This window comes from Bacteroidia bacterium (assembly GCA_041391665.1).
Lineage (GTDB): Bacteria > Bacteroidota > Bacteroidia > J057 > J057 > JAGQVA01.
This window is the reverse complement of record JAWKNO010000001.1, coordinates 2,006,691-2,033,336: the sequence shown is the minus strand read 5'-3', so window position 1 is coordinate 2,033,336 and position 26,646 is coordinate 2,006,691. Positions and strand designations below refer to the sequence as shown.

Annotated in this window: 27 protein-coding genes; 12 read left to right on the top strand and 15 right to left on the bottom strand. The window is 45.7% G+C overall.

Annotation, left to right across the window (positions count from 1 at the left end; all coding sequences use genetic code 11):
• Both R3D00_08600 and dgoD read left to right on the top strand, forming a co-directional pair.
• Entirely contained in the window at positions 1-1,629 is a 1,629-nt protein-coding gene (locus R3D00_08600; protein MEZ4773229.1) for a sodium:solute symporter family protein, read from the top strand.
• Between the two features lie 61 nt (positions 1,630-1,690).
• Entirely contained in the window at positions 1,691-2,950 is a 1,260-nt protein-coding gene (gene dgoD / locus R3D00_08595) for a galactonate dehydratase (protein MEZ4773228.1), read from the top strand.
• On the opposite strand, the gene R3D00_08590 is transcribed toward dgoD, so the two are convergent.
• The 3 genes from R3D00_08590 to R3D00_08580 form a co-directional block, all read right to left on the bottom strand.
• On the bottom strand, positions 2,914-3,888 hold the full coding sequence (locus R3D00_08590) for a glycosylase (GenBank protein MEZ4773227.1): 975 nt from the start codon (positions 3,886-3,888) through the stop codon (positions 2,914-2,916). The genes dgoD and R3D00_08590 overlap by 37 nt on opposite strands.
• 195 nt (positions 3,889-4,083) lie before the next feature.
• On the bottom strand, positions 4,084-4,299 hold the full coding sequence (locus R3D00_08585) for a Txe/YoeB family addiction module toxin (protein MEZ4773226.1): 216 nt from the start codon (positions 4,297-4,299) through the stop codon (positions 4,084-4,086).
• A 1-nt stretch (position 4,300) separates the two neighbouring features.
• Complete coding sequence (locus R3D00_08580; protein ID MEZ4773225.1) at positions 4,301-4,522, bottom strand: hypothetical protein; 222 nt, start codon at positions 4,520-4,522, stop codon at positions 4,301-4,303.
• 682 nt (positions 4,523-5,204) lie between these two features.
• Between R3D00_08580 and R3D00_08575 the strand changes: the two genes are divergently transcribed.
• Positions 5,205-6,020 carry a maleylpyruvate isomerase N-terminal domain-containing protein gene (locus R3D00_08575; protein ID MEZ4773224.1) on the top strand — a complete coding sequence of 272 codons (816 nt, stop codon included), beginning with the start codon at positions 5,205-5,207 and terminating at the stop codon, positions 6,018-6,020.
• A 52-nt stretch (positions 6,021-6,072) separates the two neighbouring features.
• Here the strand turns inward: R3D00_08575 and R3D00_08570 are convergent, their stop codons facing one another.
• The 6 genes from R3D00_08570 to R3D00_08545 form a co-directional block, all read right to left on the bottom strand.
• Positions 6,073-6,543 carry a hypothetical protein gene (locus R3D00_08570; GenBank protein MEZ4773223.1) on the bottom strand — a complete coding sequence of 157 codons (471 nt, stop codon included), beginning with the start codon at positions 6,541-6,543 and terminating at the stop codon, positions 6,073-6,075.
• Positions 6,544-6,768: 225 nt separating this feature from the next.
• Positions 6,769-7,356, bottom strand: a complete 588-nt coding sequence (locus R3D00_08565) for a hypothetical protein (GenBank protein ID MEZ4773222.1) — start codon at positions 7,354-7,356, stop codon at positions 6,769-6,771.
• 33 nt (positions 7,357-7,389) lie between these two features.
• Positions 7,390-8,208 carry an endonuclease/exonuclease/phosphatase family protein gene (locus tag R3D00_08560; protein ID MEZ4773221.1) on the bottom strand — a complete coding sequence of 273 codons (819 nt, stop codon included), beginning with the start codon at positions 8,206-8,208 and terminating at the stop codon, positions 7,390-7,392.
• 8 nt (positions 8,209-8,216) lie between these two features.
• Positions 8,217-9,188, bottom strand: coding sequence for a right-handed parallel beta-helix repeat-containing protein (locus tag R3D00_08555; GenBank protein ID MEZ4773220.1), 972 nt, complete (start codon positions 9,186-9,188; stop codon positions 8,217-8,219).
• 137 nt (positions 9,189-9,325) lie between these two features.
• On the bottom strand, positions 9,326-9,799 hold the full coding sequence (locus R3D00_08550) for a c-type cytochrome (GenBank protein MEZ4773219.1): 474 nt from the start codon (positions 9,797-9,799) through the stop codon (positions 9,326-9,328).
• A gap of 41 nt (positions 9,800-9,840) precedes the next feature.
• Positions 9,841-10,266 (bottom strand): Rrf2 family transcriptional regulator, encoded by a 426-nt coding sequence (locus tag R3D00_08545; GenBank protein ID MEZ4773218.1) that lies wholly within the window; start codon positions 10,264-10,266, stop codon positions 9,841-9,843.
• Between the two features lie 358 nt (positions 10,267-10,624).
• Here R3D00_08545 and nosZ point away from each other — a divergent pair, with 358 nt between their 5' ends.
• Genes nosZ through R3D00_08515 form a run of 6 tightly spaced genes read left to right on the top strand, consistent with a single transcriptional unit; the run spans position 10,625 to position 16,359 of the window.
• On the top strand, positions 10,625-12,538 hold the full coding sequence (gene nosZ, locus R3D00_08540; protein ID MEZ4773217.1) for a Sec-dependent nitrous-oxide reductase: 1,914 nt from the start codon (positions 10,625-10,627) through the stop codon (positions 12,536-12,538).
• Between the two features lie 6 nt (positions 12,539-12,544).
• On the top strand, positions 12,545-13,123 hold the full coding sequence (locus tag R3D00_08535; protein MEZ4773216.1) for a hypothetical protein: 579 nt from the start codon (positions 12,545-12,547) through the stop codon (positions 13,121-13,123).
• Positions 13,120-13,551 carry a nitrous oxide reductase accessory protein NosL gene (locus R3D00_08530; GenBank protein ID MEZ4773215.1) on the top strand — a complete coding sequence of 144 codons (432 nt, stop codon included), beginning with the start codon at positions 13,120-13,122 and terminating at the stop codon, positions 13,549-13,551. The genes R3D00_08535 and R3D00_08530 overlap by 4 nt, the downstream gene beginning before the upstream one ends.
• 8 nt (positions 13,552-13,559) lie before the next feature.
• Positions 13,560-14,798: a nitrous oxide reductase family maturation protein NosD gene (locus R3D00_08525; protein MEZ4773214.1), complete on the top strand. Its 1,239-nt coding sequence runs from the start codon at positions 13,560-13,562 to the stop codon at positions 14,796-14,798.
• A gap of 20 nt (positions 14,799-14,818) precedes the next feature.
• A complete protein-coding gene (locus tag R3D00_08520; GenBank protein MEZ4773213.1) occupies positions 14,819-15,565 on the top strand; it encodes an ABC transporter ATP-binding protein in 747 nt (248 codons plus the stop codon).
• Between the two features lie 11 nt (positions 15,566-15,576).
• Positions 15,577-16,359, top strand: a complete 783-nt coding sequence (locus R3D00_08515) for an ABC transporter permease subunit (protein MEZ4773212.1) — start codon at positions 15,577-15,579, stop codon at positions 16,357-16,359.
• Positions 16,360-16,394: 35 nt separating this feature from the next.
• Here the strand turns inward: R3D00_08515 and R3D00_08510 are convergent, their stop codons facing one another.
• The 6 genes from R3D00_08510 to R3D00_08485 form a co-directional block, all read right to left on the bottom strand.
• Positions 16,395-16,790: a cytochrome c gene (locus tag R3D00_08510; protein ID MEZ4773211.1), complete on the bottom strand. Its 396-nt coding sequence runs from the start codon at positions 16,788-16,790 to the stop codon at positions 16,395-16,397.
• Positions 16,791-16,810: 20 nt separating this feature from the next.
• A complete protein-coding gene (locus R3D00_08505) occupies positions 16,811-17,959 on the bottom strand; it encodes a PQQ-dependent sugar dehydrogenase (protein ID MEZ4773210.1) in 1,149 nt (382 codons plus the stop codon).
• 64 nt (positions 17,960-18,023) lie between these two features.
• Entirely contained in the window at positions 18,024-18,416 is a 393-nt protein-coding gene (locus R3D00_08500; protein ID MEZ4773209.1) for a hypothetical protein, read from the bottom strand.
• A gap of 9 nt (positions 18,417-18,425) precedes the next feature.
• The gene (locus R3D00_08495) at positions 18,426-19,442 is read right to left on the bottom strand and encodes a HipA domain-containing protein (protein ID MEZ4773208.1); all 1,017 of its coding nucleotides are present in this window, start codon (positions 19,440-19,442) and stop codon (positions 18,426-18,428) included.
• A 77-nt stretch (positions 19,443-19,519) separates the two neighbouring features.
• The gene (locus R3D00_08490; GenBank protein ID MEZ4773207.1) at positions 19,520-20,080 is read right to left on the bottom strand and encodes a hypothetical protein; all 561 of its coding nucleotides are present in this window, start codon (positions 20,078-20,080) and stop codon (positions 19,520-19,522) included.
• 127 nt (positions 20,081-20,207) lie between these two features.
• Complete coding sequence (locus R3D00_08485; GenBank protein MEZ4773206.1) at positions 20,208-20,909, bottom strand: DUF2490 domain-containing protein; 702 nt, start codon at positions 20,907-20,909, stop codon at positions 20,208-20,210.
• A 222-nt stretch (positions 20,910-21,131) separates the two neighbouring features.
• Between R3D00_08485 and R3D00_08480 the strand changes: the two genes are divergently transcribed.
• From R3D00_08480 to R3D00_08470, 3 genes are read left to right on the top strand one after another with little or no spacing between them, the layout of a single operon-like run.
• Positions 21,132-23,216 carry a heparinase II/III family protein gene (locus R3D00_08480; protein ID MEZ4773205.1) on the top strand — a complete coding sequence of 695 codons (2,085 nt, stop codon included), beginning with the start codon at positions 21,132-21,134 and terminating at the stop codon, positions 23,214-23,216.
• Positions 23,217-23,222: 6 nt separating this feature from the next.
• Complete coding sequence (locus R3D00_08475) at positions 23,223-24,680, top strand: sulfatase-like hydrolase/transferase (GenBank protein MEZ4773204.1); 1,458 nt, start codon at positions 23,223-23,225, stop codon at positions 24,678-24,680.
• A 55-nt stretch (positions 24,681-24,735) separates the two neighbouring features.
• Entirely contained in the window at positions 24,736-26,193 is a 1,458-nt protein-coding gene (locus R3D00_08470) for an aminoacyl-histidine dipeptidase (protein MEZ4773203.1), read from the top strand.
• The last annotated feature ends 453 nt before the right edge of the window (positions 26,194-26,646 follow it).

Below are 26,646 nucleotides of genomic sequence, written 5' to 3'. Positions count from 1 at the left end.
ATGTCAACTACGGACTACCTCGTCATCCTCGTGTTTTCGCTGATGATTCTGATTGCAGGGTTATCATTTTCCCGCTCAGGAAACAATATGAAGTCCTTCTTTGCAGCGGGCGGCAATGTGCCCTGGTGGCTGAGCGGACTGAGTTTGTTTATGAGCTTTTTTTCTGCGGGAACTTTTGTAGTCTGGGGTTCGATTGCCTATAAATATGGATGGGTAGCCGTAACCATTCAGTGGATGATGAGTCTGGGCGGATTTGTGATTGCTTTTTTTATCGCGCCCCGATGGCGAAAAACAGGAGTGCTTACGGTAGGGCAATATATTGGAGATCGTTATGGGCCTTCGCTAAAAAACTTTTACAGCTACATATTTTTGGTTCTGAGTTTTGTGACTACCGGAGCGTTTTTATACCCGGTAGCCAAGCTGTTTAATGTCTCAACCGGCTTTTCCATAGAGATTTCCGTGATTGTATTGGGAATCATTATTCTGCTTTATACAGCGGCAGGAGGATTATGGGCAGTCATCATAACAGACGTTTTGCAGTTTGTCATACTGTTTGCAGCCATCATTATTGTCGTTCCGCTTGCTTTTGGGCAGGCAGGGGGAATAGAAAACTGGGTGAACCGGACGCCCGAAGGTTTTTTTGATCTTTTTAATGAAGAATATTCTATCGGCTTTCTTTTCGCATTCACCCTTTACAATGCTGTGTATATCGGAGGCAACTGGGCTTACGTGCAGCGGTTTACCAGCGTAAAAGACCCACGCGCTGCAAAAAAAGCGGGGCTTCTATTTGCCGGTTTATACATTTTCAGCCCCATCTTGTGGATGATTCCGCCGATGATCTACCGCACCCTCCATCCCGATCTGTCAGGTCTTGAAAATGAAGGCGCATATCTCCTCATGTGTAAAGAAGTACTACCTGTCGGGATGCTCGGCATGATGCTGGGCGGGATGATTTTCGCTACTGCAAGTTCTGTGAATACGACACTCAATATGGCCGCAGCGGTTTTCACCAACGATATTTACAAAAACCTCCGAAAAGGCATCACCAACCGTCAATTGATGCAAATGGCGAGAATCTCTACGGTTGTATTTGGGCTGATTACCATTGGCATTGCCTTACTCGTTCCTGCCGCAGGCGGAATTGTCGAAGTTGTCATCAGTTTCGGGGCAATCACCGGAGTTCCACTTTACGGCCCGGCCATCTGGGCTTTATTTTCGCAAAGGCAAACGATGTTTTCCATTGCTGCTACCACACTTATCAGTATTGCCGTCGGTTTATTTTTCAAATTCCTCTCCCCTGCCTTTTGGGGATTTTCGCTCAACCGCGCAGAAGAAATGCTTGTGGGGACGATCACCCCCCTTGTGTTACTCGCAGGATTTGAAATCTATCAGAGAATAAAAAACCAGACTGGCGTTCCATTTGTTCAGCCCAGGTTGGAAGAAGAAAGCCAATCAGAAGAAACATCAGGCGAACAAAACCAATTTGCCCTGCGGGTGATGGGTATTACCCTGATCCTTACCGGGCTTATGATCGGTATATTGGGAATGGTAGCAGAGTCGGGAAAATGGATAGTTGTACCGGTAGGAGCAATTGTTCTGGTGGCGGGGTTATTGATTTACCGGAAATAACTGTATTTTTTACAAAATTCTTTCCAGACATTTTTCTACTACTAACTCAACATCCCTGAACATGACTGTCAACGAAAACTCTGCACGCTCACGCCGCAACTTTTTCAAAAAAGCCTTTGCCTCTGCGGCTGCTACCACCGCCGGACTTTACGGCCTTCGCGCCGCGGATACCGACCCATCCGAAACCTGGGCCTGGCACGACCAGAAAAAGGTGGAAATCAAAATCACCAAACTCGAAACCTTTAAGGTAAAACCCCGCTTCCTCTTCCTGAAAATCCATACCGACCAGGGTATCACCGGGCTTGGCGAGCCCATTACCGAAGGCCGTGCGGATACCTGCGCTGCGGCTGTTCAGGAAATTGCGCCCTATCTTGTAGGCAAAGATCCCCGCATGGTCATGCACCACTGGCAGGCCATTTACCGCCATGCTTTCTACCGCGGCGGGCCGATTCTCACCAGTGCACTGAGCGGGGTCGAACAGGCGCTCTGGGATATCAAAGGCAAAGCGCTCGGTGTACCCATCTACGAACTTCTGGGTGGCCCCACGCGACAGCGTATTCGCGTATATGCCCATGCCCGCACACCTGAAACCATCAAAGAAGCCAAAGCCAAAGGATTTACCGCCTTCAAAACCGGTGTCAAAAATGCTACACAGTCGGGGATTATCGCCTCGCAGAAGTTTGTCGAAGAAGCAACCCAGGCTTTTGCAGAATTGCGCGAAGCGGCGGGCAAAGACGGCGATATCGGCATCGATTTTCACGGTGCCATCAGCCAGCAAAATGCGGCCCTCCTCATCCATGCGCTGGAGCCTTACCAGCCGTTTTTTATTGAAGAACCCGTCAACTGCCAGAACGTCGATGTCATGGCTGCGCTGGCAAAAGAGACTCATATCCCCATCGCCACAGGAGAGCGCATTTTCACCAAATGGGGATTTCGCGAAATCCTCGAAAAAGGCGCGGCGAGTATCCTTCAGCCCGATCTTTGCCATGCAGGCGGTATTTTTGAAGGACGCCTGATAGCCGGAATGGCGGAGGCCTATTACGCCGCGGTTGCGCCACACAATCCGCTGGGACCGATATCATTGGCTGCCGGACTCCAACTGGCGGCGAGTATTCCCAACTTCTTATGCCAGGAGCAGGTTACGCTGGGCGAAGGGTATATCAAAAAACCTTTCCAGGTGGAAAATGGCCACATTCCGCTACCCACAGGCCCCGGACTGGGAATCGAACTCGACGAGGAAGCCATGGCCGACAAGCTCGGCCATGAGTGGAAAAACCAGGAGACCTATCTCGAGTCCGACGGCTCTGTGGCCGACTGGTAAGCCGAATCCACCGGATAGTGAACCTGCACTTTTTCGTGCATGGTGTAAAGCAGGTACTGCGTACCGTCGTGAACCAGAATGCCGCTGGACTTATTGTCCTCAGCAATCGGGTTGCCGGGGTATTTCTGCCAGTGGATCAGGTCTTCGGACATAGCCACATTGGTGGACCAAAGGCTCCAGTCTTCTTTGGAAGTGCCGTGAAAATAAGCGTAATAGCGCCCTTTGTACGCAATCACCTGGTTGACGGCAAGGCCGTATTTGTCGTAGGGTTCGGGCCCCATTTCGATGACGGGCTCGTCCTGGACATTGGTCCATTCGACGAGGTCCGGGGAGGTTGCCAGCCAGATGCCGAGATCGCCGCGCTCGTAGAGGAGATACCAGAGGCTGTCCACCCGTAAAGCCGTAGGCGTGCCATAAGGGCCGGGGCTGATGGGTTCGCCGTTGGTCTGACGTACATCCAGCGAACCGTGGTCTTCCCAGTGGATTTTATCTGCGGAAGTGAGGAGGTGAGCGATGTCATTCTGGCCTTCGGCAAACATATAGTAAGTATCCTCCCATTTGACAATCATCATATCTTCGGTCCAGTTGGTATCAAAAATGGGCGAATCGGAAAACCGCGTCCAGTTGAGCCCGTCGGAAGATGTCGCATAACCGAGCGCCATTTTTTCATCGGGGCCATTGCGGTAACCGGTGTACCACATATGCCAGCCGTCGTCTTCGCGCATGATCCAGCCACGTTCGCGGATATTTTCGTCCCAGGTATCTGTGCCTGTTCCGGAAAATACCGGATTGCCGGCATACGGCGTGAAGTTTACCAGTTCGGCGGGGAAGGGTTCGTTGGTTTCCGGTGTATCTGTAGTGGCGGAAGGTTGGGGTGTGCAGTTTGCCAGCAACAGCCCCAACACAAAAAGGGGGGGTAAGTAAGAATGATTGTCCATAAAACCTGTTGTTATTATCTTCTTCCTGTAGGCTGCCACAGATTAAAAGTAGAAATTATCCTTGATAATTTTAAAATCTCTCAGAAAATTCAACCATCCTAAAACACAGGAAAACCAAGCCTATCATAACATTGGAGACCGATACTAGTCGTAATGACCTTTCGCAGAAAGAATATAAACGGTATCTTCGTCCACCTAATAAATCAGCCGGTGTTCCTTATTTATTCTTCGGGACCACATTCCAGACAGGCGATACTTCAGGGCCTCAGGCTTTCCTGTCCCCGTAAACGGATGCTCCGCCAACTCTTCCAGAAGTGTTAGCAGTTTATTGAGAGTGGTTTTGTTACCAGATTTTTTATGTGCGGCAATATCTTCCTTCGCGCGATCGGTAAAATCCAAATGGTAGCTCATCTTACAAGCCCAGAAACTCTTTCAAGTTTTCTTTTTTTACCCGGGTAACTTTACCATTCCGGGCTTGCTGTCTGCTTTCCACCACTTTCTGTACAAAATCGGGGTTGTAGTTTTCTGCCGTAGAAACCTCAAATTTGATTGCAAGCGCTTGCATAAAAGCTTTTAATGCATTTATTTCTTCAGCAGTTTGGGGGTAAGCAATGAGTATATTCTGCGTTTTCATAAAGTGGCTATATTTTAATAGAAAATCTCTCTGGCTTCTTACGGGTAACCATTGGGATTATAATATTGAAAACACCTTCCTGCTATTCGGGATTTTCCGATTATTCTAATGCAAAATAGCAATAAAGCAGATAATAAGCAATGATTAGCGGAAATGGAAAGTGTCCCACCCAATCACCCAGTAAGGCCTCTCAAATATCACCTGGAATCATTCGAATAAAATTCGTACAATTACTTTTGATCCCTCAGCGGGCAAACCCGACCTCGCATTCCGGTACGACCCGATGGGCAACCGGATGGTGAAAATTGTCAAATCCGGTAAAAAAAAAGAAGATAAGTGTTTCAGAATTTAGGAAATTCTCCTGAATAATCATTTTAAACTCACCAAAAGTGGTCTAAAAAATTGGGAGTACTTAACCCGCCGCCAACGGACAGGAACTCTTCCGGGGAATCGATCGCTGGATCAAACGCTATCATCACCGCGCCCATCAGGGAATTGACCGAATTAAACCCATTCTCAGATACCAGATGAGCGCATAAGTCACATTAAGAAATCACACTTTGTGGTTTAAAAAACCCGAGGTAGTTTACCCTGCACGGAAGTACGCATTTCCCCCAACACTAAAAGGACGTGTGCGTAAGAAGGATTGTTCATAAAAATGCATGACACCAGATTTTTCCCAATGACACTTTCCCTCTTTCCCAAAATCGACCATTTACTCACAGACCTTCTTCGTTCCCTCACACCCGAAGACTGGGAAAAACAAACCCTCGCACCCCAATGGAAGGTAAAAGATGTGGCCGCACACCTGCTTGACGGGAATATCCGGGGAATTTCCACCTCACGCGACGGCTATTTTGGTGAATCGCCCGGGGAAATGGGCTCCTATGCAGAACTGGTATCCTTTCTCAACCGCCTGAATGCAGACTGGGTGCAGGCGACACGCCGTATCAGCCCGCAGGTGCTGACCGATTTGCTGGAGATTACCGGAAAAATGTATTATGAGCACCTGAAAATCCTTGACATGGAAGCAGATGCCATTTTCTCCGTAGCCTGGGCAGGGGAAGAAATTTCCACAAACAGGTTTCATATCGCCCGTGAATACACCGAAAAATGGCATCACCAGCAGCAGATCAGGCTGGCTGTGGGAAAAGAAAAGCTATTGCTTGAGCCGGAATATTACCTGCCTTTTCTGGAAACCTCTTTCCAGGCACTTCCCCACCATTACCGCGAAATACAGGCCGACAATCATACAGTGATCCGTTTTGTCGTGCCGGGAGTAAGCTTTCGTTGCGATCTGGTGCGGATAAGCGGAAAATGGTCGCTGACCGATACATCAGAAATCAAACCCGACTGTGAAGTTATCATTCCCGATGAAATCGCCTGGCGGATCATGACGAAAGGTATTTCGAAAGATTCGGCACGGGCACAACTTAGGATTAGCGGAGAAACCGCATTGGGAGAACACTTCACGGGCATGTTGGCGGTGATGGCGTGAGATCGGTTTAACCACGAATCACACGAATAAACACAAATCGGAATGCCAAAAATCACTCACTCCTCACTCCCTCCACAGCCAGCAAACACACCACTTCAGCAACCAATATCCGCATATGGGTACTTTCGAGATTGCCGACTTCAAAGGCGACAAAAAACTCATCGGCCAAAATAAATGCGCACCACAAGGCAATACTGAAAGTAAAAGCAGTGATACTGCCTGATCTCGCCCGGGTGGGATCTTTTAACCAGTGCCAGGCACGAAAAAACAGTAGTCCGGCCAGCAATTCCCATAAGAGTAAGCCTACAAACATAAGTGCCACCATCCAGGCAGGGGTGCTGTAAATAGCTGTTACCCGCGCCACAAGGTCATAGTTGCCGGAGGCAAAAGAAATGGACTTTTCGAGAAAACCGGTCGCCCGAAGGCCATCGGTAAGGTTACTGGCAAAAACCAGAATAAAATACAATCCCCAGAACCCGAGGATCAGCTTTTTGAATTGAAGAGAGGTAAACGTCGTTTTCATACGGGGAAATATACAAACTTCCCCAATTAAATAGATTTTATGGAAATTTTGTATATTTAGGTATGGATCAGTTGAAAACCTATATTCAATCACTTCCCATTTTAGAGCAAATTGCTTTGTCAGCATGGTTGGCGAAGTTGATACAGGACGAAGTTGAAAACAGGCAGAAGGAGGTATTTTATTTCTGGATACTGACGATAGTGAAACCCCTAAAAGCAGCGAATATCATCCCCCATTTTCCAGCATACGAATTTCCGTCAGAAGTTGGCGGCGCTTCTCATACTCTTGTACAGTTTTGAGCTGTATGTTGAGTGCTATAAATTTTGAACTCAATTGCTGAAATCTTTCTGACCGGATAAAAACGGCAAGCCATTCTGAAAACCCGGCCAGTTCAGGCTGAGTGGAAGATAAATGAAAATATTCTGTGTACGACGGTTGATCCAGATTGGAATACTCATATTTGTCAATAGGGACAATGGGGTTGCCAAAAAACTTATCAAACACATAGGTATTGCCAAAATACGTTTTAATCGCTTTTTTCTCAGCATCCTTTATTTTACCTGTTTTAAAAAGAATGATTGTCCAGATAAATAAAAATTCAGGATAGCAGACATCATCGGGGAAATTTTTATGAAACCACCTGAAATAAGTCAACGCACCGGAATAATCACCGATTTTCAGATACAATTCCGGAGGTGCATATCGAAGTCCCCGGCTGTCGTCATAGCCACCATACATCCTTTTTTCAGCGGCAAGTGCCGCCCGGATTTTTTTGATTTTTTCCCTAACACGGGCGATTTGTTTTTCTGTCATGATGAGTTGATTGAATGAAACTTAAATATCCCCCTACTCCACCACCAAAAACACCGGCAGGTGATCTGAAATGCCGCGGGCGGTTTCGAGGTTGTCACAGGTGGTGACGAAGTCTTCTCTTCCGGCACGGATGAGGCGAAATACTGCTGCCGGATAATAGATATTGTCGATCGAATGGCTTAGATAGTTGCCATCGCCCGGGCAGGACTGTTTGAGGGTCGTAGGACTTCCTGACAGGGCAGACTGGTATCCCTGATCGTAGAGGGGTTTCCACACTGCGTGTTTTTCATCGAGGTTGAAATCTCCGGTGATGATGACGGCGGAAGTTTTGAGGCGCGAAGGGTACTGGGAGAAATACTGAATTTCTTCCTCCGGCTTCTGATCGAAGCGGCGGGCGTGGACATTGACAAGAAAAAAGTGTTTTGTGGACTTTGCGATCTGAAATTTGGCGATATACGGCTCGCGGTAGCAATAGTCCTCCAGTGCCTTGTCGAGAAAGGGATCGTTGAGGAGCGTTACTTTGGAGGTTTTCCAGAGGAAAGCATACCGCTCGCTCATCTGAGGCGAAGGGCTGCGGGTGGGATCACTGATTTTATAGTCCCATTTGGCTCCGGTGCGGTTGAGGAGATCGGCAATTTTGGCTACAGCCTGCGCACCGGCGGGATCTTTGGCCACCACTTCCTGAATGGCTACCAGGTCGTGATTGCGGAGAATAGAGACGATGGCGGAGATTTCTGTGTCGTCCTTGGTGCGGCCCAGGTCGCGGATGTTCCAGGTAAGGAGAGAGACTTGCTGGGAAAAAAGCAGACAGTGAAGCAGGAAAAAGTACGTAACGAGGATACTCTTTTTCATAAACATTATCACCAAAACTCAGAAAAATAATCATACAGCTCCATCATCGCATCCCAAAACTGGTTTTTGAGGGGAATGGAATACTTAATATCGGGCAAACCTGTAAATGTACCACCGGCCAGATCCAACAGGTCATTTTCCCATTGAGCAGTCCGGGGAGGGGTATCCAGCAGAATAATATCAGCATCCACCTTATTTTTAATTTCAGGAAAGGGGGTTCCCACAACTGTGATTTTGGAAATTCCTTTTCCTTCCCCTTCGTTTGCGGCCTGAGAGACCAGACGAAGTTTTTGGTTGAAAGATCCTCCCTCAAATCGTATTCCTTCGGCAAACTTAATCTTGGGACCATTCCATTCATCTTCAGCAGTAAAGTTTCGTATGACGACATTTTGTACACCGTGACCGATATTAATAGGGCCTTCACCGTTATGGCGGGAACTACAGTTCACCAGTAAAATTTCACTACCTGAGGTGATATCAAATCCCTGCTCTCCACGGGAATATACAGACCGGCAGTTGATAAAGGCAATATTGCTTCCTGCAGGGCCGAATACGGAATTGTGACAGGTAATATTATCGATTCCTGAGGCAGAGACATCCGTATTTTTGACAACAATATCGTGAGCAAACCCTGTAATTTTAATTCCATTGTTATCAGCACTATCTACCCGCATACCATCTATGATTATGTGGTGGGCATAGTTATAAATCTGAAGGCCGTTGGAATTGGAGTTGCGAAGCGTGAACCCGATGATTTTCAGATAACTGCCTCCACTGATTTCCATGCCGGGCAATTCCACATCCTCTCCGACGACGGTGATCCATTTTTCGGGTGTGCCCTGATAATTGAGTTCGAGTTTTTTGTCATACTTACCGGGGCGAATGATGACGGCCTCCCCCGGTTGTGGTTCTTTCTCAGGAACCTGCCCAAATAGACCAAGACTCCAAAAACAAATAAAACATATTAAAAAACTTCGCATCAGCCTGTAAATTTCCGACTCTGTATGGTAGTGCCAGAACCGTCCCGTAAATATGCAAAAAAATTGCACAGGATAATCAGGCTATTGCCAATAGTTGTTATGAATAGCGTTTCAAACCCAAATACTGAAAAAAGCGCTTATTTCCCCGTGTTGCCTGCATCATTTGCATACATAAACTCCAGTACATCTCGTGCTTCTTCCATTGTAATATTTTGGTTGGGCATGGGTACCAGCGCTTCCTTAAACAAAGCGCGGGCGGTGGAATCTTTTTCGAGCATAACTTCGACGTTTGTCGTCATGTTCATGATCCATTCGGGTTTGCGGCGTTGGGTTACACCTGCCCATCCTGGCCCGACTACCCGTTGGTTGGTGAGTTTATGGCAGGCAGAACATTTCATCTCATAGATAGCCGCACCGCGTTTGACCATGGCTTCATCAAGCGGATTATTGAGGTCAACATGTTTGACTTCACCTATTCCCAGGCCGTCATCGACAGGTACTTCTGTTTTTTTGAGTAGGTCGGGTTTTTGTTCTTCAGAAGAAGATTGGCTGCTTCCGCCACAGCTGACGGCCATTATTGCTACGATACATAATCCTATTAGCTTTTCCATACATTTAATATTTAAAGGGGAATGAGTTCCCTGACAAAAGTTTATAGTTTGATATTTTCCCGATTAATTCTTAACGCAAGTTCACGGATAGTCTGGTGCGCCAATTGATAACGAAGTCCCTCCCGGTAAGCAAAAGCCTGTACGTGGAGTGGACACGGGTTCGAAGCAGAACAGGTAGGAAATCCCAGCACACAACCATTCATTACATCCGCCCCATCGACACATTCAATAATCTGTTCGAGAGTCACATTTTGGTTCTCCTCACTGAGAAAAAAGCCACCACCCGGGCCTTTTATAGAAGAAATAAGCCCTTTTCTCGACAAATCTTGTAAAATCTTGGCTAAAAATGGCGTAGGAACTTTTAGCGTATCCCCCAATTGTTTGGCCCCAATCCGCTCTCCCTCTCCCAACTTGGTTGCAAGATAGAGCACGGCACGAATCGCATATTTACAGGATTTGGAAAACATATTTTCTATTTGACCGGCAATAAAAAAAACAATCTATAAAAAGACAAAAAAATCTTTTATGTAAAGAGCATTTTGTAAAAAATTCTTTAAAAATACAAGGAAGCTTTTCGTAAAACAGTGGATAAAATCACCCAAAAGGCTTAAAAATACAAAATATCTACCAGAATGATTTTTGTCATTTCCCTTTTAAATATATACTATTTGTTTTGAATAAAAGATAAAAAGGTTTTTTATTCTTTATAACACGGGTAAACAAATTCACAAAACGATCCAATCAACAATCCCTACTATGAAAGTTAAATCTGATTATTCACATTTTGCAGCTCTGCTACTGGCATTTGTCAGTATATCATTGATCATGGGCTGCGGAAACCAGGGCGGTTCGAGCCCTTCCGGCGTTTTGGCCGGTGATGTCGCATCAGCGGTTTATGTACCACCCGGCCAGTATGACGAGTTTTACGCATTTATGTCGGGGGGATTCAGCGGGCAGATATCTGTTCACGGTCTGCCATCCGGCAGGCTTTTGAAAGTCATTCCGGTATTTTCGGTTGACGCGGAAAAGGCCTATGGCTTTAACGAAGAAACGAAGCCCATGCTCAATACTTCGCATGGTTTTATCCCATGGGATGACAGTCACCACCCCGAACTTTCCCAAACCAACGGAGAGACAGACGGCCGGTGGATTTTCATCAATGGCAACAATACCCCAAGAGTTGCCCGGGTAGATCTCAGCGTATTTGAAACTGCCGAGATCATCGAAATTCCCAACAGTGGTGGTAACCACAGTTCGCCTTTCACGACGGAAAACACCGAATACGTAGTCGCAGGTACCCGGTTCAGTGTCCCTTACCCCCAAAAAGACGTAGCGATCAACAGTTATGCCGAAAATTTCAAAGGCACCCTCACTTTTATCAAGGTGGCGGAAGACGGGAGAATGAACATTGCCTTCCAGGTACTGCTTCCCGCATTTGACTACGACCTTGCCCATTCCGGTAAAGGAAAATCTCATGGCTGGACATTCTTTACCTCCTACAATACAGAGCAGAAAAACACCCTGCTGGAAGTTGCTGCTTCTCAAAATGACAAAGACTTCATTGCCGCCATCAACTGGAAAAAAGCAGAGGAATATGTAGCCCAGGGCAAAGCGCACGAAATTCCGGCCAACTACGCCCACAACACCTATGACGAAAATACCCACATGGCAACCTCCGTCATGGAAAAATCGGTCAAAGTGCTGATTCCATCCGAATGCCCGGGTCTCGTCTATTTTCTCCCGACCCCCAAATCACCGCATGGGGTGGACGTTGACCCCACCGGTGAATATATCGTAGGAAATGGAAAACTCTCCGCCGACCTGACGGTACACTCTTTTACCAAAATGCAGGCAGCTATCGAAAATAAATCTTTCGAAAAAGAAATCGATGGAATTCCCGTATTGAAGTTTGAGGATGTCGTAGGGGGAATCGTAAAAGAACCCGGACTCGGCCCGCTTCACACAGAGTTTGACAACAATGGCAATGCCTATACGACTTTCTTTATTTCGTCAGAAATTGTCAAATGGAAAGTCGGTACATGGGAAGTGCTCGACCGCGCACCCTGCTACTATTCAGTTGGCCACCTGATGATTCCCGGGGGCGATTCACGCAAGCCACAGGGAAAATATATGGTAGCGCTCAATAAAATTACCAAAGATCGTTACCTGCCTACCGGCCCCGAACTTTGCCAGGCGGCACAGCTTTATGATATTTCCGGAGACAAAATCAAGCTGCTGCTCGACTTCCCCACCATGGGAGAGCCGCATTACGCGCAGGGAATATCAGCGGACAGAATTGTCCCAAAATCAAGGAAAATCTACCGGCTGGAAGAGAATCAGCATCCTTTCCGGGCCACGAGTGAAAAACAAACCAAAGTCGTACGGGAAGGAAACAACGTGCACGTCTATATGACAACGATCCGGTCGCACTTTGCTCCTGACAATATTGAAGGCGTAAAAGTGGGAGATAAAGTTTTTTTCCATGTGACCAACCTCGAACAGGATTTTGATGTACCGCACGGGTTTGCAGTAATGGGAGCCAATAATGCCGAATTGCTGATTATGCCCGGACAAACCGAAACCCTGCTTTGGGAACCCAAACAGGAAGGGGTATATCCATTCTATTGTTCCGACTTTTGCTCTGCCCTCCATCAGGAAATGCAGGGATACATTCGAATTTCACCAGCAGGTTCCAGCCCGGAGCTCAAATGGGGACTGGGAGAAGACGCTGAGATTTAAGATTCAATGAAAAATTTACCGAGAATACTCATGATCCTGGCGGCACTCAGTCTTTTGACACTGTTTGCCTTCCCTATGTGGCGGATCACACTTATTGCCCCGCAATATCCCGATGGTATTACCATGTATATATGGATCAACAAACTGGGGGGAGACAGCCCCGGAACGTTGCAGAATGTCAACATTTTGAACCACTATGTGGGGATGAAAAAAATCGAGCCTGACTCCATCCCGGAACTAAAATATTTTCCATGGGTGGTTGCCGGACTGATCACGCTGGCACTGGCTGCTGCTGCGGTGAACCGCAGATGGGCATTTTTGACATGGGCGGTTTTGTTTATCCTTCTTGCCATCGCCGGTATCTATGATTTTTATCTGTGGGAATTCGACTACGGTCATAGCCTGAGTACCACCGCTCCGATCAAAATTCCCGGTGCATCATTTCAGCCGCCACTGTTTGGTACTAAAAAGATCATCAATTTCACTGCCTTGTCTTATCCCCATACCAGCGGCTGGATTGCAGGCTTATCGGTGATTTTTGCAGGCCTCGCATGGTGGCTGAAACCTCAAAAACCTAAACAATGAAATACTTCCTGACTATATCGGTGATTGTCATTTTCTGTGCCTGCCAGCCAAAGGCACAGGAGATCAATTATGGCTCTGACGCCTGTCATTTTTGTAAAATGACCATCGTTGACAAACAACATGCCTCACAGTTGGTGACCAGTAAAGGGAAAGCCTATGTGTTTGATTCGGTGGAATGTATGATCCACTATCGGCAAATCAGCTCTCCCGAAACCTTTTTATTTACCCTCGTCTCCGACTACACACAGCCCGGTATCCTGATTCCAGCCGAAATCAGTACATTCCTTATTACACCGGATATACCAAGTCCTATGGGAGCAAACCTTTCTGCATTTGAAAGCAGATCAGCTGCCATGAAGCTGGTGGATGAACGCAGCGGAGAATTATTCACCTGGACCGAAATTCAAAAAAAACTCGCCAACCAGTGATTTTCCATATGTACCGGATACTTCTGAATATCGTATTTTTTCTCAACGGCTGCGCGACTTTTGGAGCAACCCTGAGCGTTTGTTCTGATTGTCAATACAAAACCATCAAAGCGGCTGTTCATGCATCCCAATCAGGAGATGTCCTGCTGATTCTTTCAGGAACATACATCGAAGGAAATATTATCATAGACAAACCGCTGACAATCAGAGGAGAAAATTTGCCTGTATTGGATGGTAACAACGAAACAGAAATTCTCACCATCACAGCCAATGATGTCACGATTGATGGGCTTATTCTGAGAAATGTAGGGACCAGTTATGTGGAAGACCGGGCAGGAATACGGGTTCAAAAGGCCAGAAACTTCCATATTATGAACAACCAGCTGGAGAATACTTTTTTTGGCATCTACCTGGAACATGCCGGGGATGGCGAAATTGGCCATAACATTATTACCGGAAATGCAAAGGAGGAAATGTCATCCGGAAATGGTATTCACCTCTGGTATTGTAAGCGGGTGGACGTTTTTCACAATCAGGTAAGCGGGCACCGGGATGGCATTTATCTTGAGTTTGTCGACCAAAGTACAATAGGCGCCAATATCAGTGAAGGAAATCTCCGATATGGCCTTCATTTTATGTTTTCCAATGATGATGTATATGAGGGGAACGAATTTGCCCAAAATGGGGCAGGCGTGGCTGTCATGTATTCCCGGAGAATCGTCATGCGCGAGAATATCTTTCGAAACAATTGGGGGGCAGCCTCTTATGGCCTTTTACTGAAGGAAATATACGATGCGGAGATCGCCTGCAATACTTTTCAGGAAAACACACTGGGCATTTATGTTGAAGGCTCCAGCCGTCTTGATTATCATGAAAATAATTTCCTCTACAATGGCTGGGCAATGAAGGTCAGTGGTGGCTGTCTGGATAACAACATCACCGCCAACAATTTTCAGGGTAATACTTTTGACCTTTCGATTCAGACATCTATGAGGGACAACCATTTTGACGGCAATTACTGGAGTGAATACAATGGCTACGATCTTGATCGCGACGGCATAGGAGATGTCCCTTTTCGGCCTGTGAAACTATTCAGTTTTATTATTCACCAAACCCCGGAGTCCATTGTTTTGCTCAGAAGCCTGTTTGTGGACCTTCTCAATTTTGCAGAAAAAATCAGTCCCGTGTTTACGCCTACTGATGTAATGGATCATCGCCCGCTCATGGCACCTGTCATTTTATCCTGAACCGCTTTTACCCCAACATTATGATTTCAGTACAGAACCTGCATAAATCTTTTGGCAAAATCAAAGTCCTGAAAGGCATAAGCCTGGACATCAGCAAGCCAGGAATTTTTGCCATATTGGGTCCCAACGGTTCCGGCAAAACCACCCTGATCAAAAGTATTTTGGGAATGGTGATTCCCGACAAAGGCAAAATTTTATTCGGCAACACCGACATTCACCGGCAGTGGGAATATCGCGACCAGATTGACTATTTGCCTCAGATAGCGAGGTTCCCGGAAAACCTCACAGTGCAGGAAGTTCTCCGGATGGTAAAGGATCTTCGGCCCCGCAGGGCTAATGACGAAGAGCTGATAGAAAAATTTGAACTGCAGGCATTTGTGCAGCAACGTCTGGGGAATCTCTCCGGAGGTACCCGGCAAAAGGTTAACCTGGTGCTTGCATTTATGTATGACAGTCCCATCATGATTTTAGACGAACCGACCTCAGGGCTTGACCCTGTGGCCATGATACGGCTAAAGGAGTTGATCGCACGGGAAAAAGCCAAAGGGAAAACCATTCTCATCACCTCACATATCATGGGTTTTGTCGAAGAAATTGCAGACGAAATTGTTTTTCTACTGGAGGGAGATATGTATTTCAGGGGAAGTCCCGCCAAACTGCTCCAAACATATGGCGCGGAGACCATCGAACAGGCCATTGCAAACCTGCTATTACAAGAACATTCGAAGCAAGCACTTACCGCAAATTTCCAAAAGGCTAACTATTAACCTACAAAGCCATGTACAAAATCCTGAAATATAGCTTTTTTGACCTGATCCGCAGCCGCTGGACCTATGTGTACTGCGGGTTTTACCTGGTGCTGGCGACAGGGCTTTTTGTGCTGAGCAATGATGTTTCCAAGGTCATCATCAGCCTGATGAATGTAGTGTTGATGCTGGTACCGCTGATTGCTACGATGTTTGGGGTTACTTATTTTTACAATTCCCGGGAATTCACCGAATTGCTGCTGGCACAGCCCGTTCGCAGAACACATATTTTTCTGGGGCAGTACCTGGGGATCGCCTTGTCGCTTTCTCTGAGTCTGATTGTCGGGTTGGGTATTCCTTTTCTGATATACGGGCTTATCGGGTCAGGTGAAACAGGCAATTATCTCACGCTTTTGTTTGCAGGTGTATTCCTTTCGTTTATCTTTTCGGCAATTTCATTTTTTATCGCCCTTCAATTTGAAAACCGGATCAAAGGTTTTGGCATCACGATCCTGATCTGGTTGTTTTTTGCAGTTATTTACGATGGAGTTTTACTTGTCGTGATGTCCGTTTTCAGCGATTACCCTTTGGAAAAATTTGCCCTTGGTGCATCCGTGTGTAACCCTATTGACCTTTCGCGTATCCTGATTTTGATGAAGTTGGACATATCTGCGCTGATGGGCTTTACGGGCGCAGTTTTTAAGAAATTTTTAGGATCAGGTCCCGGATTTGTCATAGCATGGATTAGCCTGACACTCTGGATCGTCTTACCGGCGCAGGGTATCAGGCTAAAGTCATTAAACAAAGATTTTTAACTAATTCTGTGGATTTTCCAGGAAAGGAGGAAACGCTATTCTTTAATTCCCCTGATAAAATCCACACTGATCATCGAATCAGCTTTATTGCCCCAACTGTTCATGATATAGTTCATCACATCGGCGATTTCCTGATCTTCGAGCCCCAGTTCTGCCATGTAATTATTGTATTTGACGCCGTTGACTACGATTTCGCCACTTTGGCCAAACTTGATGGCCCGTGCTGCCCTTGCGGGATCGGCCATCAGGTAATCAGACTTAGCCAGCGGAGGAAAAGCACCGATGATGCCCTGGCCAGTGCCCTGATGACAGGCAACGCAGTAGTTTTCAAAGACTTCTTTTCCCCTGTTTTTGCTTTTTTCCCATTCGCCATCCGGAAAACCTGCACCAAGAATGGTGATAAAAACAGCGATTGTCAAACTGATCTTCATTGTTGTTTTTATTGACGTTTTTACTCTGGAATCAGCCGCAATATCATTCCAGGCCCTTCAATTCCCAGATACAAATATCCATCGGGAGCCTGTCGAACTACGCGAACCCTGCCAATGTTTTCCAGCAATTTTTCCTGGTGTACAACTTCATTGCCCTCCAGTTCTACCCGCTCCAGATACCGGAAACTCATAGAACCTACGAGGATATTTCCTTTCCATGGCGCGTATTTATCACTGGTTACAAAATCTATTCCGCAGGGAGCGATAGATGGCCGCCAAAAAATCACAGGCTGCTCCATACCTTCTTTTACCGTATCTTTTGTGATGATGGTTCCGTCATAGTTGATACCATAAGTAATGGTCGGCCAGCCATAATTATTGCCTTTGCGGATAATATTCAACTCGTCGCCCCCTCTTGGGCCGTGTTCGGTTTCCCAGATTTCTCCGGTTGTGGGATTGAGGGTCAATCCTTGTGGATTGCGATGTCCCCAGCTGAAAGTTTCGGGCATTGCGCCAGGTACGCCGACAAAGGGGTTATCCGGAGGAACCGTTCCGTCATCATTGAGGCGAAAGACTTTCCCCCGGTGATTGGTCAGATCCTGCACAAAATCGGTTCCGCCACGGTCGCCCACTGTGAGGTAAAGATATCCGTCATTGTCAAATTCCATACGCGCACCATAGTGGTGGTTGGTTTGATAATTGGGGCTTGCCTTAAAGATTACCTGCTGGTCAACCAGCGTATGATCTTTGAGACGGGCACGCATAAAAGCCGTATTGGATCCACCGCCTTCTTCATTTTTTTCATCGGGAGAGGCATAGGAAAGATAAATCCAGCCATTTTCCTCATATTTGGGATGAAGCTCGAGGTCAAATAATCCGCCCTGGCCTTTAGCTTTCACTTTGGGCACACCGCCGATGGGTTCGGGATTGAGTTTGCCGTCATGGATCAGATAAAGTTCCCCTTTTCTTTCGGTAAAAAGGATATCACCATTGGGCAGGAATGCCAGGCCCCATGGCACTTTCAGACCGGAGAGCACGGTATCCACCCGGAAATTGAGTTTTTCGGAGGAGATCACCTGCGAAACCTGAACGGGTTCGGAAGGCTTACAGTCAGAAAACAACCCGGCCATAAGCGCAAGCACAGCGGAAATGAAAGATAACTTCAGCATTTGCAGTATAATTTTCTGCAAATTAATAAAGGATTTGAAGGATTTTTGAAGTTGGAGGAAAAAATCAGGCAACAACCAGCCGGAAAGGATTGGCGATGGAGTATTGACCAAACCTTTTCAAAAGCTCGGCTTCATTTGTTTTGTCTATATTTTCTACTTCGATTGCAACTTTAACTTTAGGCTGATTAAGCCCCGGTATCCTTTGTATAAAGAAAGGATACAGATCTTCGCTTTGATAGACTTTTTCAATGTCAGGGAAATCCGTCAATGGCTTAATTTTATTTTGGTTTCGAAACTCAATAGAATAAGAAAACGTCCAGATACCTTCTTTAAGTTGCAAAATACCTATAACAAGAGATTCATAACGAAGCTCAAACTTTGCTTGTTGGTTAATAGGAGTTAGGATATCTTCCTGACCTTCTGCCTTCCAAATGATATTTATCAATTTTTTTAGCATATAAATTCATTAACAGCCACAGACACCTTGAAGTCTTTTAAATCGTTGGCTCAGGCACTCAACTACTAATATATAACGTTCCTTCGAAAGAAAGTATTTAAATTCTTGCTCTATCATTCTGATGCAGACCTTTAGGTTATCATCATGAAGAATTTTCTGACAAATCAGCGAATATTTTGGGTAAGACTCATAAATCAATCTAACTAGTTCAAAATGGTTTACGGTTGAAAGCCCATCCCATCCCGTTTTGGGTCGTGAATTATCAATATATTTTTGAAATTGAACTTCGTCTATACGGTTTACCCCTTTAAATAGTTTTTTGATTTTGTCTTCACTATAATTCCAAAATAGTCCCCTTGCAGTATCAAAAATGGGAGAAAAAGCAGGTTTTTCTTTTCCTTCGATATCTGTAACTATTCCCCAATTATAAAAATGCCTGTCATTATTTCCAGTAATTGCATCAAATATTAATAGTTTAACAAATTCTATACATATACTTTCCGATTCTTTGGGAAAACTATGCCCGATAGATTTGATAGCAAACTGAAAGGTAAATAATTCCCGGGAAAGTCCGCTTTGTTCTATTTCATGGACAAAGCTATCATCATTATCTTCAAGAAAACCTGAAAAAATCTGGGCACCATGAACAAGAATTTCTCCTTTTTTCAAGAAGTATTTGCTTAAAAACCTCAATTGGTCATCCACTATTCTTAACTCAGACTTTGCCATATTCAAACCAAGGTTTTCGCCAATTCGGTTTAAGAGGTACTCCACAAGACTCTCATTGGGGTACCATTTCTTCCCAACTTTTGCGATATATTTAGGCCAAGTACTTATTTGATCTTTTCGCCCCTCTCCGAATGAATATAGCTGAATAAAATCTTTAGGAGCATCTCCTGAAACAGGAATATCAAGAATACGGTAGAATCCTTTTCTTACAGGCTTGATTTTCCCTAGTATCTTTAGAGTCCTATCCCCGGAAAAGTTCTCTATTTCTTTTACTTTTCTTAGTCTGTTTGTATTCATACCCAAAGCTAACATTTCCCCATCAAAAAAGCCGTCCCGGGGGACGGCTCTTCTAAGATCTATGGCAAAGGTAAAGGTTAACGATAAATCTGTTGGGTTTCATCGAGACCAAACATAGCGGCGGTCTCATTGTAGTCCGAATAATCCAGCGCAGTTTTCCCAACCGGTACACCAGAGGCAATGACGATGCGGAATGTTCCATTCCAGGCACTGGCATTGCGGTCCGTGGCTTTGCTCTGCATACCGACATATGCCACATCGTAAATGAAGTCGAGTTTTTCCATATAACTCGGGCTGTGGGAAATAACTGTATAAGGCAACGCAAACCAGGGAGACTGATTGTCGGGTCGGTAATAGACCAGCACGAGGCCTGAGTTTACAATATCGGCTGTGATTTCTGGTACATCAAGGTCAAGGGCAAGGAAATAATCATCTGCACCGGGCGTTCCGACATCATACCAGTTGTTGTCAAATACTTCATAGTTGATACTAATGACATTGGCGTTGCCGTTTTGTCCCGGAGGGCCCTGAGGTCCGGCAGGACCGTCAACCACTCTTACACAGGAGGTCGTGACAATGGCAGCTGTAAATAAAAGCGCGGCAGCTTTAAGGGTTGTATAAAAGGACAATTTTTTCATGACTTTGAGGTTTATGGTTGATCAGTCGTTTCTTCCTGATACGCCTCAGCAACCGGGGAGTTAGGCTGCAATTATCAGGCGTGTCGCAAATGCGGTTCTTTGGGAGGAATTAATGAATAACTGCGTATCAGGTGCTTTTTTTCGCCTTGCGGAAATCGGGCCGCCAAAACAACCCCGTCTGAATCCGGCGGGAAATGTCGCCATTCCCTACGCTATGCTGATAGGAAATCTGAAGTGAAGTTGTAGGATTCAGTTGGTAACCCAGACCGCCGGAGATACGATTTAACCCCAGATTCAGATCGGGCATATTGATAAATATCTCATCAAATATGGCAAGCGATACTGTACCTGGTTTAATCTCCTTATGGTTGATCGGGATGGTAAAGGATAGATGATATCGTGTCCGATAAGAAAATTTTGTATCAGCACCATTTGTTACCCATCGCTCTTCAAATCGATAGCGATGTCCCACTTTCAACCGTCCCAAGGTATTTTTCAACCTTACATCCTGCCACAAACGCAACTCATCAGAGGCCGAGTCTAACGTTGATTCATCAAATGGTACCGAACGAACATAACCAATACCCGAAGTCAATATACTTCCTCCCTTTAAATGATAATTTGCCCCCACGCGGATGATAACCTGGCTGAAATGGTTCAATGCTTCATAATTCACCTCCTGAACATCGGTATGAATACTCCATGAATCTGAGATCCGCAACTGCCCCAGGTACAGATAAGAGAAATTCATTTGATTTTCACTGCTTTGTGCGATCAAGTACCGGTAAACAACCACCAGCAGTACAAATAAAGCCAGCCTTTTATACATGGGCAATCTTCATGAGAAATCGTTTGAGGTAATTACGGGGAGAAAAATAGTGAATAATTCGTATATTACACTATGCCTGTACAATCCTTATCGCTGCTATATTTATCTATACTTCTCCTGATAAGCTGCCATTCTCCCTCACTTCGGCATCCGTTTATACTAGTCGGGGAAAATGAATATTCCGTATTGCGCGAAAAGGCTGAAAAATGGCCATGGTCTTCCATGAAAACTAAGGCTGACAGCCTGTTTTATGCGACAAATTTTACGGGAAACGAGGACTTCTTTGAACTCTGTAACTCAACAATTCCCACCATTGCCAGCACAGCCAGCCTGCTCTATATACTCAACCCGGCGCATAGGAAAACCTATGTATCCAAAATGGAACAGGACCTCTCACGGGCCTGGGCCATTGTTCATACTACCAGAGATACCATGACCGATGGGCACGGTTCCAGTGTACCTCCTGCCCATGCTGCCTTTTACACCCTGCTGGCCATGGACATTATGTATGACGACCTAGCCCCTTCGGTCAGAAAAGAGATCGAATCCCACTGTGCGTTTATTGCTGACCGCCATCTTCCCAAGTGGAATGCGTCTGAATATTCCATTAAAGCGATGATGGAACTGTATTTACACGGAAAAACATCAGAATTTGTCCGGCTTAAAAACTTATACCGGGCACATATTCTAAGCCTTACTTCTCCGGATGGCGTTTACACTACCGGTCCTGGTTATGCTTTCAGCAGGTTATATATGGATCAGCGCATTCAAAAGAAGATTTTTATGGATGTATGTGAATACCAGGGCTATCATGAGTTTTATAGTGATTCAGTCTTTCAAAATTTGTACGAATGGACATTCGGCTACATTCACACGCCCTTCAACCGCTCTTATACCTTTGGAGATACACCGCCGCGTAAGACTTTTCAGGAATGGTCGGTCGCAGCATTACGTGTGGGCAGATTTTCACAGGAAGCACAAACATCCATTGCCTGGTTTCTGGGCGATTATTCTGAAAAATCTGTTAAAGGCGATCTGCTCCATTTTCTGCTTTGCGACAGCCTGCCTGCTGCTGCCAAAGCCCCTGAAAGCCGCATTTTTCCCAATGGTGGTGCATGGCTGATTCAACATTCTCCTTCGCCCCATGCACTCGCAGGGGCAATGTGGAATATTACCACAACAAAGGAAAGTCATAATCACAAAGACATAAATGCTATACACATAGCAGCATACGGTGAGCACATACTCCGAAACTCGGGTTATAATGAATGGCAGGGCCCTGATCCTGAACGATGGAAATATCTTCACGAAACCAGTGAATCCTCCAATACTATTTCTATTGACGACATCAACCATGTAAGCACTCAGGGGGCAGGCATCACCGCTTCGTGGTTGGGTCAAAATTTGGCATGGGCCAGCGGTAGTTCAGGAAATGCCCTTCCCAACGGGCACCACAACCGAAACTTTTTCCTGGTTCAGCCCGATCCCGAAACCAATGGTTATTTTGCTCTTATCGATGAAGTAAAAACCAATGAACCTCACCGGGAGGTAAATATTGCCCTCCATCCCAATTCTGCCGCCGACCCTGTCATTCATCCTTCCCAAAATGCGTTTACATGGCCGGTTGAAGGCTGTAATTATAGCGGCAGGCCCGTGAAGGTCACCCTTTCGCTGGGTACAAAACCATTACGAGCAGAGATCAGAACAGGGTATATGGGTTCTGTAAGTGCCTATCAGTTTCCCTACACAGAAGCCAATACAAAAGCATGTGGAGAATACGAAGGTAAATACCTGTACGCTACTTATCCTTCCAATGAGCAGGGAAATGCGGCCATTATTTCCATCATTTTCCCCTATGATTCTGCACATGCACCGGCCCAGGTCGAAAATTGCAATATTAGCAGCGGAAGCATGATCAAAGTTGCACATACAAATCAGTGGGCGGATTATTTTATTGCGGCGCCAGACGGAGAGAAAATAATCTGGAAATCATATATTTTTCAGGGAAACTGGGCAGTGTTCAGGCAATCTGCGCAGTATATCCCTTTTTGGATGGCAAATGAGGCAAAGCTATTTCAAGCCGGGGAATACGGATTTGAATCTTCCCAACCAATCAGCATTTTTCTTGAAAATGACAGACTGAAGATTACTTCACCCGGAACAGAAGTTCGGCTGTTTTACCCTGGCAAATTTCAAATTTTCACTTCGAATGGAGCGCTATTGGCAACGACTCCCGAAGGCGGGGGGATAAAATTCTATGTGGAGAAAGGAGAAAATATGTTTAGAATTGCGACAACAGAACCCTGATTTTTTATGAAACCTGTATTCCCCTTCTTGTTGATATTTATACTTTTCTGCTTTTCCTGTCATTCACCTAAAGAAATACCCAACGTTTTGTTGATTGTAGTGGATGATCAGGGCTACGCAGACATGAGCTGCACCCAACTTGCCGACGATGTACAAACACCCAATATTGACCGGCTGGCCGCATCAGGAGTGCGTTTTACACAGGCATATGCTACTTCTCCTATATGCAGCCCTTCACGGGCAGGCATAGCCACCGGATGTTATCAGGAGCGATGGGGCACATTTTGGTACGGAGGGCCGGGCATTCACCGGCAGGAATTTCCGACCATTGCCGAACTGCTGGCGGGTAAAGGTTATAGAACCGGATATATCGGCAAAGTTCATTACGGCAATGCAGATGCAGACACTAGCAACCGAAGTTTTCCGCTCAACCATGGTTTTGAGTATTTTTTTGGCCATACCTCTGCGCGAAAACATTATTTCAATCACCATGACCAACTCGAAGCGGCATTCCAACTGGTCAAAAAAACTTATGAAAAAGACGGACAAAGCCTGAATCAGCAGGCCATGTGGGAAAATTTCAGGAAAGTGGATACGGTAGCATTTTCGACCGAATTGTTGGGAAAAAAAGCAGTCGAATATTTACAAAAACACAAATCCGAAAAGTTTTTTCTTCAGCTTTCCTTTAATGCTGTCCACAATTTTACCCATCAGTTGCCCCATGAATATTTGACAGAAAAAGGTCTTCGCGGTTATCATGACTGGGATCCGTCAACAGAAGATTACTACGAATGGTATCAAGCAGGGCGCAAACCCAATAATCCAGAAGGCAGAGCCCAATACCTCGGGCAACTGTATTATCTCGACAGGGAAGTGGGCAGAGTAATGGATTATCTGAAAGAATCGGGGCTGGATAAAAACACGCTGGTGATCTATATTTCAGATAATGGTGGTTCTACTCCGATTTATGCCAACAATACCCCCCTTCGCGGCTCAAAATATGTGCTTTATGAAGGAGGAATAAGGGTTCCGATGATTATCAGTTGGCCGGGAAATTTTCTTAGAGGAGCGGTCAACGATCAGGTTGTCAGCAGTATGGATATACTTCCGACAATTTGCAAAGCAGTAGAAATCCCGGTTCCACAGGTTGTTGACGGAAGGGATATGACGGCTTTGCTTTCCGGGTTCAGTACCCAAAACACACACGACACCTTATTTTGGGACACAGGCGTGGAAACAGCAGTGAGGGCGGGAAAATGGAAACTTCGCTCTGCGACAAAAGACAATCACGCCAAATACGAGATGGTAGAGCTTGAACTGGGAGAGTTTCTCTACAATCTGGAGAAAGATCCGGGTGAAACTGAAAACCTGATTGCCATTTACCCGGAGGTGTATCAAAAGTTGAAGGCCGCCCATATCCGGTGGAGAGAAAACATTCTTTCCTTGCATCCTGCCCTGCATTAACTTAACTTTGAAAATCCGGCAAATCAAAGAAATTGCTCATACTATCGTACAAAATATGCAAGTAAGAAACCTCGACCCACAACCTTTATGGAACTATTTTGCAGATCTGAATGCAGTTCCACGTCCTTCAAAGAAGGAAGAAAAAGTTATTCAGTTTATCAAAAAATTTGGTGAAGGACTTGGGCTTCCGACCCACGTCGATGAAGCGGGAAATGTCATTATTAAAAAGCCCGCAAGTGCGGGCATGGAAAACCGGCAGACCGTTGTGCTTCAGAGTCATCTGGATATGGTTCACCAAAAGAATTCAGGTACAAACTTTGATTTTGCCACTGAAGGCATACGAATGTATGTAGAAGGAGACTGGGTCAAGGCTGAGGGAACGACATTGGGTGCAGACAATGGGATTGGCGTAGCGTCAATTATGACCATTTTAGCTTCTAAGAATATTGCCCACCCGCCCATTGAGGCTTTGTTTACCATTGACGAAGAAACCGGGATGACCGGCGCTCTCGAGCTGAAAGGCGGTCTTTTGGATGGCAGTATCATGCTCAATCTAGATACCGAGGATGACCGTGAGCTTACCATCGGATGTGCCGGTGGTGTGGATGTTACCGCTAGCGGATCATATACAGAAGAAGCGACCCCATCTCGGGCCACCTCATTTCGGCTCAGCATTCAGGGGCTTACGGGGGGCCATTCCGGCATGGAAATCCACCTTGGCAGGGGAAACGCCAATAAGCTGATGAACAGGCTATTGTTTCTTGCTACAGAGTCTTTTGGGATACGAATCCATAGTATAAACGGAGGGGGACTTCGGAATGCCATTCCAAGGGAATCATTTGCGGATATTGCCATTTTGAGAGACAGCATTTCAGCTTTTGAAGATTTTCTTGAAGATCAGACGGCCATTTTGAAACAAGAGTATCACACCACTGATCCTGGGTTAAGTATTCAATTGGCACCATCGGAACCCCATCCATACGTACTGAGCGAACAATTTCAGCAACTCTTGCTCCGCAGCATTTATGCCTGTCCAAATGGAATCTACCGAATGAGTCCTGAAATAGAGGGGTTGGTACAGACCTCTAATAATTTGGCGCGGGTACTGATACAGGGAGGCAGTTATACCCTTATGTGTCTGACCCGAAGTTCGGTAAATAGCGAAAAGATGGATCTGGCGGAAGCCATTCGAAGTGCTTTCGAACTTTCAGGTGCATCCGTTGTATTTGAAGGTTCGTACCCCGGGTGGGCACCTGACCCCCATGCAGCGATTGTAAAAATCATGAGTGATCTGTACCGGGAAATGTACCAGGCGGAGCCACATGTAAATGCCTGTCATGCAGGGTTGGAGTGTGGTATTCTTGGTCAAAATTACCCCGGAATGGAGATGATTTCCTTTGGACCGAATATACGCGGCGCACACAGTCCGGATGAAAAAGTTCAGATCAGCAGTGTGCAGAAGTACTGGGGATTTTTGTTGGAAACACTGAAGCGGACGCCAGTGAGGGCGTAATCAAAAGTTATCAGGAAGCAGGCCTGGAAAGGCGTATTTGATGGAAAGGGATTTTATCCCCTGGAGACTTTTGAGTCGAAAAAACCATTCGGAGGCATATGCCAAACCAATAATTACACAAAAGACTCTCCAAAAAATCCGTTTCTAACGGTTGGAATCGTTTGAAACCGTTTGAACGGTTGGGGGCTGAGACAACTCCTTCAATCAATTGACAATCAGCTACTTATTAAAATACATTCCTCAAAAATCCGTTGCAAACCGTTTGAAACGGTTGGAGCGGTTGAGGCAGAGACAACCCCTTCAATCAATTGACAATCAACTACTTAGCAGAGATACTCCTGGATAAATCCGTTTCAAACCGTTTGAATCGTTTGAAACCGTTTGAACGGTTGGAGGCAAAAGCCAATTTCACAAACAACTGAAAATCAAATACTTACGCAGTATAATTCCTGA